General features: G+C 38.6%; 9 protein-coding genes. 3 read left to right on the forward strand and 6 right to left on the reverse strand.

Going from position 1 to position 12,560, the window contains the following annotated elements:
- Positions 1–29: 29 nt before the first annotated feature.
- From sbcD to INT04_RS04590, 3 genes are all read left to right on the forward strand, one after another.
- The gene (gene sbcD / locus INT04_RS04580; protein ID WP_193014957.1) at positions 30–1,262 is read left to right on the forward strand and encodes an exonuclease subunit SbcD; all 1,233 of its coding nucleotides are present in this window, start codon (positions 30–32) and stop codon (positions 1,260–1,262) included.
- The gene (locus INT04_RS04585) at positions 1,259–4,987 is read left to right on the forward strand and encodes an AAA family ATPase (protein ID WP_193014958.1); all 3,729 of its coding nucleotides are present in this window, start codon (positions 1,259–1,261) and stop codon (positions 4,985–4,987) included. Before sbcD ends, INT04_RS04585 begins: the two co-directional genes overlap by 4 nt.
- Before the next feature lie 130 nt (positions 4,988–5,117).
- Positions 5,118–5,717 carry a nitroreductase family protein gene (locus tag INT04_RS04590; RefSeq protein ID WP_193014959.1) on the forward strand — a complete coding sequence of 200 codons (600 nt, stop codon included), beginning with the start codon at positions 5,118–5,120 and terminating at the stop codon, positions 5,715–5,717.
- Between the two features lie 139 nt (positions 5,718–5,856).
- Here the strand turns inward: INT04_RS04590 and INT04_RS04595 are convergent, their stop codons facing one another.
- The 6 genes from INT04_RS04595 to INT04_RS04620 form a co-directional block, all read right to left on the reverse strand.
- Entirely contained in the window at positions 5,857–6,183 is a 327-nt protein-coding gene (locus INT04_RS04595) for a type II toxin-antitoxin system RelE/ParE family toxin (RefSeq protein ID WP_193014960.1), read from the reverse strand.
- Positions 6,158–6,388 carry a ParD-like family protein gene (locus INT04_RS04600; RefSeq protein ID WP_004245167.1) on the reverse strand — a complete coding sequence of 77 codons (231 nt, stop codon included), beginning with the start codon at positions 6,386–6,388 and terminating at the stop codon, positions 6,158–6,160. Before INT04_RS04600 ends, INT04_RS04595 begins: the two co-directional genes overlap by 26 nt.
- Positions 6,389–6,643: 255 nt before the next feature.
- On the reverse strand, positions 6,644–8,266 hold the full coding sequence (locus INT04_RS04605) for a bifunctional metallophosphatase/5'-nucleotidase (RefSeq protein WP_193014961.1): 1,623 nt from the start codon (positions 8,264–8,266) through the stop codon (positions 6,644–6,646).
- 19 nt (positions 8,267–8,285) lie between these two features.
- Complete coding sequence (locus INT04_RS04610) at positions 8,286–9,062, reverse strand: ribonuclease T2 family protein (RefSeq protein WP_193014962.1); 777 nt, start codon at positions 9,060–9,062, stop codon at positions 8,286–8,288.
- Positions 9,063–9,146: 84 nt separating this feature from the next.
- Entirely contained in the window at positions 9,147–11,102 is a 1,956-nt protein-coding gene (locus tag INT04_RS04615) for a bifunctional 2',3'-cyclic-nucleotide 2'-phosphodiesterase/3'-nucleotidase (RefSeq protein WP_193014963.1), read from the reverse strand.
- Positions 11,103–11,188: 86 nt separating this feature from the next.
- Positions 11,189–12,367 carry a porin gene (locus INT04_RS04620; RefSeq protein ID WP_226893974.1) on the reverse strand — a complete coding sequence of 393 codons (1,179 nt, stop codon included), beginning with the start codon at positions 12,365–12,367 and terminating at the stop codon, positions 11,189–11,191.
- Positions 12,368–12,560 lie beyond the last annotated feature (193 nt).

Below are 12,560 nucleotides of genomic sequence, written 5' to 3' on the forward strand. Positions count from 1 at the left end.
TCTTCACCAGATAAAAAAGAGGGATAGCAATGCGGATTATTCACACATCAGACTGGCATTTAGGGCAATATTTTTTTACTAAGACCCGAGCACAAGAACATCAGCAGTTTCTTGATTGGTTATTAGCGCAAATTCATCGCTATCAAGTCGATGCACTGATTGTTGCTGGTGATATATTTGATACTGGCTCGCCCCCAAGCTATGCCCGAGAGCTCTACAACCGCTTTGTTGTTGCAATGAGAGACACACAATGCCAATTGATTATTTTAGGTGGTAATCACGATTCTGTCGCAACACTCAATGAATCTAAATCACTATTAGCGTGTTTAAATACCACTGTTATTGCTAATGTTCACACTGAAACACCACAAGCACCGCTTATTCTTTCTCAAAAAGATCATTCTCCCGGTGCCTTACTGTGTGCGATCCCTTATCTACGACCCAGAGACATGATTAGCAGCCGAAGTGGGCAATCCGGTGCTGAAAAACAAAATGCCTTAAAAGAAGCCATTGCAGAGTATTATCAAGCTCAATATCAAGCTGCTCTCGATTTACGTAAACAATTAAATGCAAAGATCCCTATTATTGCAACAGGTCACCTCACCACTATTGGTGCTAGCGTAACGGATTCTGTACGTGAGATTTATATCGGCAGCTTAGAAGCCTTTTCAGCAACCCTTTTCCCCGAATTTGACTATATTGCTTTAGGTCATATTCATCGCCCTCAAGTGGTGAATAAATCAGGTCATATTCGTTATAGTGGCTCTCCTATTCCTTTAAGTTTTGATGAAAGCGGACAACAAAAAAGTGTCTGTCTTATCGACTTTGAGCAAGATAAATTAACTGAACTGACACAACTGCCTATTCCTGAATTCCAACCATTACGTACTGTCACGGGTTCATTAAAAGAGATAGCCACACAGCTTGAGGATTTAAAAAATCAATATAGCGAAACGAACACCACTATCTGGCTCGATATTGAGGTTTCCACTCAAGATTATCTCAGTGATATACAAGCTCGCATTCAAGAACTAACTAACGACCCACTTTTTGACGTGATCTTATTAAGAAGAGCCAGAAAACAGCGTCAAGTACTCACTCAAAATGAGAAAGAAACACTCACTGAATTAACTGTTTATGATGTTTTTGAACGGCGTTTAGAACAACATGAATTTGATTCAGCCGAAACCAAAACACGATTAACCACATTGTTTAAACAAGCCGTTGAAATAGCAGAGCAAGAGGATAACGAAGCGCAATGAAAATCTTAAGTCTGCGATTTAAAAATATTAACTCCTTAAAAGGCGAGTGGAAAATTAACTTTAACCAAGAGCCTTTTGTCAGCAACGGTTTATTTGCGATTACGGGCCCTACGGGCGCAGGAAAAACAACCCTCTTAGATGCCATTAGTTTAGCGCTTTATCATCGAACTCCTCGATTAGATAAAGTCACCCAATCACAAAATGAATTAATGACACGTCATACCGCAGAATGCTTAGCGGAAGTTGAATTTGAAGTCAAAGGTGTGGCTTATCGCGCCTTCTGGGAACAACGTCGTGCCAATTATAAAGAAGAGGGTAATCTTCAAGCACCACAAGCTGAACTTGTCAAAATCAATATTGAAGGCAGTGAAGATAAAATCTTAGCCAGCAAAATCAGCCAAGTAAAAGAGATGATCGTGAGCATTACGGGACTCGATTTCGATCGTTTTACTAAATCAATGTTGCTTTCACAGGGACAATTTGCGGCATTTTTAAATGCAGATGATAAATCTCGTGCTGAATTATTAGAAGAACTGACTGGCACCGATATTTATCGTCATATCTCTCAGGTTATCTTTAAACATTGGCGAGAAGAAGAACACACACTTAAAACATTAAAACAACAAGCCGATATGATGGCGTTATTAGATGAAACGACTCGCCAAGCCTTATTAACCGAACAACAGGGATTTAATGCACAAGAAAATCAATTAAAGCAAACACAATTAGAATATCAAAGTGCAAAGCAGTGGCAAGAACAAGAAGCAACACTAAAACAGCAACAAGCGTCGGCTCAAATTGATGCAAATTTAGCACAAGAAGCATTAGTTGCAGCAAAACCAGATATTCAACGCCTTGAAAATAGTGAACCTGCGGAAAAAATTCGCCCTGCTTATGATGAAAACAAACGTCTTCTAAAAGAACAATCCTATATAGAGACACAACTCTCTACACTTAAAACTGAAAAACACGTTATTGAACAACAAAGCCAGCCGATTAATGAAAAATTAAGCGAAATTCGCGGATCATTAAAAAATCATGATGAGAAAAAACAGAAAATATTGCAATTAATTCGTGAGAAGGTAACGCCTATAGATAATCAATTGGTGTTATTACAGCAAGATATTTCAGCAAAAACAAAACAGAAAAACACACTCGAAAAAACACAATCAGAATATCTGGAAAAAATTCAATCAACGGCACACCAGCTAGCAACATCACAAAAACAAGCCAATGAATTAAATGATTATTTAACTCAACATACCGCTTATGCTCAGCTTGCTGAAAATTTACCTTTATGGCAACGCTATTTTGAGCAATATGACGAAGTCACAGAAAAATATCTTATTAGCCAAAAGAGTGAAAAAATAGAGCAAGAAAAGGAACAATCACTCAAACTCGCCCTAGCAAAAGCGACTAAAGCACTAGAAGAACAACAGCACAACCTTAACTTACAGCAACAACAATTAAATAAGTTACAAACACAACTTGAATTACAAAATAAAACAGAAGCAATTGCCGACATCCCACCTCGTTTACAGCAAATATCTCAGCAACGAAATGCACTTGCTAAACTGATGGGATTACACGCTCAATTACAACGAGCAATAAAAACTGAACATCAGCACCAAAAAACTCAGTCAGAAAATCAGCAAAAAATAGTCATGCTGACTGAAAGCATCCACAAAAATGATCTTGTTTTAAAAGAGAAAGAACAACACCTTAAAGACTTAAATGATAATTATCTTTTAATACGAAAACTAGCGGAATATGAAGAAGAGAGACAGCGTTTAATTAAAGATAATCCCTGCCCTGTTTGTGGTTCAACTGAACATCCTTATGTTGAGAAATACAAAGAAATTCAAGTTGATGAAACAAAACTACGATTAGATACCCTAACACAATACGTCCATGCATTAACGGTAGAATTAGTCGAACAAAAAACACAATGTACTCATTATCAGACACAAAATGAAAAATTAAATGAAGAAATTAAGCAACTTACACAAGAGCGTGAAATATTAGAAAAACAGTGGCAAACCTTATCACAAGCACATGCATTACCGACTATTCATTGCGAAGAAAATGCATTAACGGCATTAGACTCTACTCTTGAACAAGAAGATAAATCACTCACACAAAAACAAGCAAACTATAAGGCATTAGAAACCCAAATACAGCAACAATATACCCAATTGTCTGCAGCTAAAGAGCAATTTAATCAACAACAGCAAGTGATTATTCATCAACAAAATGAGTTTGCTCAGCAACAAAAAGAAGTCGCCAATAAACAGCAACAAACGGCACAATATCTTCAACAGCAGACACAGTTAGCTCACGATATTCAATCTCGCGTTGAACAGCAAGGCTATGTGTTATGCCAATTTGGAGAAAAAACACAATGGCTTAGTGAGCGTAAAAAAGAGAGCCAACAATATCAATCAACATTAAAAGCGTATCAGGAATTGCTGCAAACTCTTCGTGAATGGCAATTAACACAAGAAGAGAGAACCCGTTATTTAGCAGAAACACAAAAAGAGCTCGATAGCTTATTGGTCAATTTAAAACAGCAATACCATCAGCAATTACAATTACAGACAGAACGCCAAGCACTATTGGGAATACAAACGACCGAAGATGTTCGCGGCGAATTAGATAAACAAAGCCAGTTGTTACAAAAACAAATTGAACACTATAGCGAAGAAAAAAATAGGCTCGAAACTCGCCTTAATCAACTTATTGGTCAATATCAAGAAAATGAAAAAGCGTATCAACGCACAAGCGTTCAATCACAACAGGCGACTGAACACTATCAGCTAGCATTAGCACAAAGCCCTTTTGCTAATGAAGCTGCGTTTTTAGCGTCTTTATTATCGGTTGAAGAAAGAGAACATCTACAACAACAGCAAAAACAACGCCTAGACAAACTACTACAAGAAAAAACGCGCTTAGATACTCAACAAAAAGCCTATCAGCAACACTTATTACAACGGCCATTATTGGCAACACAGCAAAATATTGAACAAATTACTGCGCAATTATTACTGTTAGAAACGCAATTTGCCCAATTGCAAGAAGCCAAATTTCGTATTCAAGAACAACTGCGTACCGATGAAGAAAAGCGTAAAGAGCAACAAAGCCTTCTGACTCATATTGCTAAGCAGCAGGCGCATTTTGATGATTGGAGCTATCTTAATGAACTCGTCGGCTCAGCCTCGGGTGATAAATTCAGCCGCTTTGCTCAAGGCTTAACGCTTGATCACCTCATTTATTTAGCCAATCGCCGTTTAGAAAAACTGCATGGTCGTTATTTCTTACAACGCAAAACACCAGCAAGTCTTGAGCTACAAATTGCTGATACATGGCAAGCCGATGCGCTACGGGATACGCGCACTCTTTCTGGTGGTGAAAGCTTCTTAGTCAGTTTATCGCTCGCCTTAGCGCTTTCAGATTTGGTCAGTAATAAGACCCAAATTGAATCACTGTTTTTAGATGAAGGTTTTGGCACGCTAGATCCTGATACACTAGATATCGCACTAGATGCACTCGATAGTCTTAATGCTTCTGGAAAAATTATTGGTGTAATTAGTCACGTAGAAGCCATGAAAGAACGCATTCCCGTGCAGATAAAAGTGAAGAAAGGCGGTGGCTTAGGTATTAGCCAGCTTGCCCCTGAGTTTAGATATGGAGATAAACAGAATCTAAATCAAGCAGTTAAAAACTAGGTCGAATATTTTGACGTAGCTGATTAAATTTTTTATATATCAATAAATCACTAATAGCCCCTATAGTATGTCCATAGATTAGCTCAAGCTAAGACACGCTTTAAGCGCTTAAATTTATCAAGGAGACATCATGTCTAACGCATTTACTGATTTAATGAAAAAACGTAGAACAATTTATCATTTAGGTAATCAACTTCCCATTAGCGAAGACAAAGTCACTGCAGTGATTAAAGAAGCGGTTAAAGAAAGCCCAACAGCATTTAATTCACAAACATCTCGTGTGGTTATTTTGTTTGGTGAACAACATCAAAAACTGTGGGATATCGTTAAAAACACCCTAAAAAAATTAGTCCCCGCAGAAGCCTTTAGTGCAACTGAAGCTAAAATTGATAGCTTTGCAGCAGGTGCAGGTTCCATTCTTTATTTTGAAGATACCGATATTGTAAAAGGTCTTCAAGAGCAATTCCCACTGTATGCGGATAACTTCCCTGTATGGTCAGAACAAGCAAGCGGTATGGCACAGCTTTCTGTTTGGACAGCATTATCAGCAGAAAACGTAGGCGCTTCATTACAGCACTACAACCCAATTATTGATGACGAAGTTCATGCAACTTGGGATCTGCCAAAAACATGGAAATTAAGAGCACAAATGGTCTTTGGTTCAATTGAACAAGAGGCTGGCGAGAAGAATTATATAGAAGATGATGCACGCTTTAAAATCTTCAAATAAGTGTTAGAACAGACATCTGACAAAAGACCCTAAATAATACCCTCTTTCTTTACTTTTATTCCTTGCCCACAGCCACTGTGGGCTTTTTTTTTATTACATATCCACAAAACAAGAATGGCGACCTTATGCCACCATTCATTTATGATTTAATTAATTTCAAATCGGTTTTTCGCTGTTTTTTCTGAGCATCATAGAAATTTTCATGAGACCCTATATGCAGTAGATATAGCTCAACGTTGTTGGCTATCCACGAATAACCTAGTAGTACAGTTAATTCATTAAGCCTAAATTTGTGTACTCTAAGGTAAGCAAGATCACCTTTTTTCTGCTCACCAATCAATGGATTATCAATTATTTGATCAATTTCATCTTCAATAATTTTCACATTTGATTCAGGCAATTTTTTCATTGCCTTTTCAAATCGAGCCGACTGATAAACATCAATCTCTTTTTGTGGTTCGGACATATCGAGAAACCTTTTTGTTTTCGACTTCCGCCTGTGCCAGTAACAATTCTTCGATAAAGCTATATGGCAGGTCAGGGTTATCTTCAGCTATACGCCCTATTTTAGCCCAGTGCTCAATTTGTTTAGGAACACTTCTGCTTTTCGCTTCCGCATGAATTTTAGCATCAGACACAAAGTCTTCATCTAGTCTTACGGAAATAGCCATGATTTACACTCCAAGCCATCTGGTTTATAGGTTTACTTAATTAAAGATCTTATTTACATAATGCGACATTTTATCGCGTTAAGCAACAATAAATTCCATCCTATTTAAAATACACTAATAAAAAAAGAGCAAAGTGCGCAATGAATACAAAGGTAGGGATGGACCCTTTGTGTTCAACACTTTGCTCTCTTTATTTATTTACGCACCTCTTACCGAAGTAAAAGGTGCGATTTTCACAAGGCGTATGAAAATACGTTATTTACGTGTGATGTTATTTGCTTTTGGTTGAGCAATTGGAGACTGCTCAGCAAAGTATTTCACGACTGCATCAACATCTGGCACGCTGTAAACTGGATCTTTACCTTCTTTCAGTACAGAGAAGTTACTACCACCAGTGGCTAAATATTCATTAGCGACAACACGGTAAGACGCTTTCATGTCTACTGGTTTGCCATCAATTTTCATTGATTCTGCGATAACGCGGTTACCATTAGACGCTTTGCTATCCCATGTGTACTGGAAGTTACCTGAAATCGCTAACACTTGTGGACGTGAACGATCCCATTGTTGTTCTAATAGGCGTTTGATTTGTTCACCCGTTAACGTTTGAGTTAACAGGACGTTAGAGAATGGCTGTACAGTGTAGATTGCGTTATAAGAAACATCACCACCTGTCATATCTGCACGAATACCACCGCTGTTCATCAATGCGATTTGTGCGCCACCCATATCTTTTGGTTTTGCAGTATATAAATGCGCATCAGCAATTACTTGACCCAGTGCAGACTCACCCGCGTCATTAGTTTGCTTGTTCAGGTTACCTTCTAACTTACCAATAATACGGTTAGCTAATGGGGTAGCAATTTTTTCGTAAGCTTCTAGCAATTTAGTGATTGCAGGGTCTTTTTCATATTTACGATTATCAACCCAAATATTTTTTGCATTGATATCAACAACATCTTTTGTTGTTTTATCTAATTTTAGGTCGATACGCGTTAACATTGCACCATTAGATTGTGCAGATGTTACTGATTTACCGTTGATAGTACAGTTGTAAGCTTGGTGAGTATGACCAGTAACAACGAAGTCAATAGCGGGATCTAATTGTTCAACAACACCCAGTACTTTACCTGTAATACCATTACATGCGTTGATATTAACTGGACCACCATCACGACGCTGTGCAGCACCTTCGTGGATCAGGACACCAATTGCTTGAACGCCTTTTGCTTTTAACTGAGGCACTAATGCATTAATTGTTTTTGCTTCATTGTGGAAGCTTAAACCTTCGGTTCCTTTAGGTGTTACGATAGCCGCAGTACCTTCTAAAGTTAAACCGATGAATGCAACAGGAATACCGTTGAATTCTTTAATCACGTATTCTGGGAATAAGGTTTTGCCCGTTTCGTTAACAATAACGTTAGCCGCTAAGTATTGGAAATCTGCACCTTTAAACTCAGTTGGACCTTGGCAACCCGTTACTGGGTGGCAACCACCGTTTTGTTTACGCAGTAACTCGCCCATGCCTTTATCAAATTCGTGGTTACCCACAGAAGTTGCTTCTAAGCCAGCTAATGATAATGCTTCAATTGAAGGCTCATCATGGAACATTGAAGATAACAGTGGGCTTGCACCAACCATATCACCCGCCGCAACAACGATGTTGTTCGGGTTATCTTTCTTCATTTCTTTAATTAACGTAGCCATATGCTCGATGCCACCAGGTTTGTTTGGACCTGGCGCTTTTAGCGCACCGTGGAAGTCGTTCATTGCGATAACACGCACATCAACAACATTAGCTTCGTCGTAGTTCTTTGCACAACCTGCTAATAAGACTGAGCTTACTGCAAGTGCAACGAGTTTGTATTTATGGTTCATTTAAAATTTATCCCTAAGATCAAAATTCACGTTTCGGACAATCAATGACTTCGAAATCTTTGCTATAACAGATATAGAATTCATCTCGATTAATTTGAATTTCTTTGTCCTTCAGTGATGGATTATGTTCTTTTAAGAACTTAATCAATGCACTGTTTGAAGGACGGCCTTCTGGTAATACTAACGCTTCATACAACTCTTTTTGTTTACCAAAGAATGCGTCTGGTGTATCAAATGCACACACTCCATGTTTTTCCCATTCGCCTTGTAACAGATCGATACCCGGAGAATCACACAGATAAGGCTTGATAGCAGAGTATTCTAAAGGTGGTAAATCGCCTTTACATAAACGAGGATGCTTGCGTATGTCTTTCCAATCACGGCACTCTTCCCATGATTTACCATCACAGGTTTCAGCCCACAGCCCATGAACAATCCAGCCGAATTTATTGTCTGAGAAACACTGGATTTCAAATTTATCGTACTCACGTTTTGCACGATCTTTTTCATTATCGTTATTTAAACGTTTAATATTATTGCTTTTATAATCACAGAAAGCGGGTGAGTAGTTAATCGCTAACTTAAAATAATCTGTTGATGCTGTGCTGTTTTGACCATAGCGATCATTAGACGCGATGTAGTCGTAAGGTGCTGTTGGTGCATCAGGTAAAATACAAGATACGCCTTCAACTAATTTAGCTTGAGGTTTTAATGGTTCTGTAATTTCAGGTGCTTGCGTTGCACATCCTGCTAGCACTAAAGCAAAAATAGCAGGCAATAGCTTCATAAAGCGCATAAAATCCCCTTAAAGAGTAATTAATTCACTCTTTTGGTTCAAAAAGGTAAGAAAAACCTGCCCTGAATGGGCAGGCCTAATAACTTATTTCTTCTCTGTTAAATCGATTTTGTAAATTGCAAAACCAATTTCATCATTTTCCACGAAGGTCATTGGATATTGAGAGAAATCTTTAATAAATGCCGCTGCTTTTTCACTTGGCGAAGTTTCAAAACGAACATCTAACGCTTTATCAGTCTTAATCGGTAAGAATGACCAGTTGTTAGCTGCTTTCGTTGCTACTTCACCTTTTTCTTTCGTTTGTTTAGCGATATAAGAGGCTAAAATTGCACGGTTTTCATCTGGAGAGGCAAATGCAATATTCGCTTCACCTGTACCTGCAAATTTACCGCCGTATCCACGGTAGTTATTGGTTGCAACAAGGAATGTCGCTTTAGGATCGATTGGTTTGCCTTCATAAGTCACTTCTTTGATACGATTCGCATCTTTGTTAACGACTTGGCAATCAACGTCATATTTAGCTGGTTGAGTTAAGTCAACTTTATAATTCACACCACTGATGGTATCGAAGTTATAAGTACGGAAACCATCCCAGTTGATCAGTTCTTGTGGTTTAGTTGAATTAGGATCAACCTGATTCCACATACCCGCTGAACATTCTAACCACTCAATAACATCCGCACCGGTCGCTTTAACCACGACTAAAGTGTTTGGATACAGATATAAGTCTGCTGCGTTACGGAATGTTAAGTCACCTTTTTCAACTTCAACGAAGTCTGCTGGTGCATTTTTACGACCGCCCGCTTTAAATGGTGCTGCCGCACCTAATACTGGTAATCCGTCTAAATTTGGATCACCTTGAATAAAGTGTTTGGTGTAATCAACTTGTGCATCGTTAACAATTTGTACTGTTGGGTCACTTTGTACTAATGCTAAGAAGCTGTACATATTAGCAGACGCTTTACCAATGTGTTTACCCACGAAATCACGAGTACCTTGGTGTGCGCTTTCGATAATTTTTGCTAACTCAGCATCACGTTCAACTAATGCTTTTTTGTTCGTTTTATCAAAAATAGGACGCGCTTCACCCGTTGCTTCCGTCATCACCCATTTACCGCTGTCGTTATTGATAACCATATCAACGACACCTAAGTGATCTCCCCATTGGCCTGGCATAACAGCTGGAACACCGTTTACTGTACCTTTAGCGGTATCTACGCCTTTAATGCCTTCAAATTCTTTGCTTGGGAATACGCCATGAGCGTGACCAAACATGATGGCATTGATGCCATCAACTTCACTTAAATAATACACTGAGTTTTCAGCCATCGCTTTGTATGGCTCTGATGCAAAACCAGAGTGAGGAATAGCCACAATCAGGTCAGCTCCCTCTTTTTTCATTTGAGGGACGAATTTTTTCGCTGTTTCAGTAATATCATTAACAACGACCTTACCATCCAGATTGGCTTTATCCCAGATTAAGATCTGTGGTGGTACAAAACCGATATAACCAATCTTGATAGTGTGTTCTTTACCATCACGATCTTTTACAGGTGTATCCACAATGATATAAGGTGTGAAATAGTTTTCGCCTGTTTTCGCATCCATCACGTTAGCATTGATGTAAGGGAACTTCGCACCCGCAATCGCTTTTTTCAGGTAATCTAAACCATAGTTAAACTCATGGTTACCAAAGTTACCCACTGTGTAACCCATGGTATTCATCAACTGATGCGCTGGATGAGATTCGCCTTTTTCAATCCCTTTAGCCGCTTGATAGTCAGCCAGTGGACTACCTTGGATCAAGTCACCGTTATCCACTAAAACCGCATTGGTTGCTTCCGCCTTTGCTGCTTTAATTAAATTAGCAGTACGGACATAACCAAACTGTTCTGTTGGTTTGTCTTTGAAGTAGTCAAAGTCGATTAAATTACTGTGAACATCCGAGGTCTCCATAATACGGAGATCCACTGTTGCTGCATTCACGTTGAATGCGACAAACAATGCTAATGTTGAAATTTTCAACACATTCTTAACCATTACACACCCCTTATATATTGGTTAACAGGAGAGCAAAATGGCTCTCCTTTCGTTACTTCTGTCAAACGGTAGTGCCTTTACTAGGACTAGAAGTACAGACGCATACCAGTTTCGAAGATATATTGTTTTTTATCTTCATACTTCACGTTATCACTACGAGCATCATCGTATGCCATTTCAGCGAATAAACGTAAGTTGTTATATTTAGATACTGCAAAACGTTTATCTACACCTACAGTATAGGTTTCTTTTTTGTAGTTGAACGTGTTTGCATCACCATCACGCAGGTAGTAACCTGCATACATACCACTTTCGATACGATCCCAGTGCCATTTCACACCAACACCATATAAATCTGCTTTCCAGTCGCCTTTAACTGAACTCCAACTAGTTGGAGCTTGATTTTTATCTAAAGCAAAACCGTTATTTTTACCGCGAGATTGACCATAGTCTAAACCGATAGAGAATTCACGGCCTGGGAAGAAGTATTCCGCACCAAAAGCTAAAATACTGTTCTCTGGGTTTTTACCTTTATTTGGACTATTTTTAGAGGTAGTTGCTTCACCTGTAGCTGAAGAGTAACCCGCATCAAACTCTAAGCCAAAGGTTGACTTATAGAAACCAACTAATGAGTAAGCACGAGTAATATCCCCCGCTACACGGCGACCATCTTCACCTGTTTTACCCGTCACTGTACCCGCTAATTTAAAACCTTCATAACGGTTAGTTTCTAAGAAAATAGTTTGTGGTAAACGGGTCATAAAGTTGTTTTTACCAACACCTTTCCCATCAGCATAACCATTGTGATAACCGACTGAACGACCTAATACATCGCTAAAGTAGAATACACCAGTGTTACCGTAGCCGTAGCTTGATTTTTTCACCCAGTCGATCGGAATATAAGTACGACCAAACTGAATTTGTCCATAATCACGGTGAGAGAAACCGACATAACCCACACGGTTGTACATTTCAAAGTTTGATTTAGGGTTATCACTGTTTGTTTTTTGAGTGTCTGAACCCCACTCTAATTTACCAAATACTTTGATATCGTTAGTCAGTTCGTGTGAACCGAAGAAACCGATACGGCTACCGTCATCATTCATTTTCATTTCATGATTTTGGCTAGTCACTTGTGTTTTTAAACGGAACTGACCGTTTACATCAAAACGTGTTCCCTTATCGTTATACACGTTTACTGCGTTTGCAGATCCAGAAAGAACCAACAAACCAACCAGTGCTGCTAGAGGCTTCAAGCTTTTCATGATTAAAATACCCATCTATTTTCTATAGTTTTATGATTTTCTTTAAGGCCAAAAATAATACCGCCGTATATAGTTGACCTGATATTCAGACAAAAGATCTCTGCCACGAATTTCGAAAAAGAAAATCGCTCTCACAATTGATAATTTTTATCGCTACTAATTATGACTCTACAAAATTTTCTTAAAGGTTTTA

The sequence above is a fragment of the Proteus sp. FME41 genome, from assembly GCF_014897315.1.
GTDB lineage: Bacteria > Pseudomonadota > Gammaproteobacteria > Enterobacterales > Enterobacteriaceae > Proteus.

Bases quoted from the DNA above. Each gene is read 5' to 3' on its own strand.
- INT04_RS04610 (WP_193014962.1), bottom strand. From the start codon at position 9,062: ATGCGCTTTATGAAGCTATTGCCTGCTATTTTTGCTTTAGTGCTAGCA.
- INT04_RS04590 (WP_193014959.1), top strand. From the start codon at position 5,118: ATGTCTAACGCATTTACTGATTTAATGAAAAAACGTAGAACAATTTAT.
- INT04_RS04615 (WP_193014963.1), bottom strand. From the start codon at position 11,102: ATGGTTAAGAATGTGTTGAAAATTTCAACATTAGCATTGTTTGTCGCA.
- INT04_RS04585 (WP_193014958.1), top strand. From the start codon at position 1,259: ATGAAAATCTTAAGTCTGCGATTTAAAAATATTAACTCCTTAAAAGGC.
- INT04_RS04620 (WP_226893974.1), bottom strand. From the start codon at position 12,367: ATGAAAAGCTTGAAGCCTCTAGCAGCACTGGTTGGTTTGTTGGTTCTT.
- INT04_RS04595 (WP_193014960.1), bottom strand. From the start codon at position 6,183: ATGTCCGAACCACAAAAAGAGATTGATGTTTATCAGTCGGCTCGATTT.
- sbcD (WP_193014957.1), top strand. From the start codon at position 30: ATGCGGATTATTCACACATCAGACTGGCATTTAGGGCAATATTTTTTT.
- INT04_RS04605 (WP_193014961.1), bottom strand. From the start codon at position 8,266: ATGAACCATAAATACAAACTCGTTGCACTTGCAGTAAGCTCAGTCTTA.
- INT04_RS04600 (WP_004245167.1), bottom strand. From the start codon at position 6,388: ATGGCTATTTCCGTAAGACTAGATGAAGACTTTGTGTCTGATGCTAAA.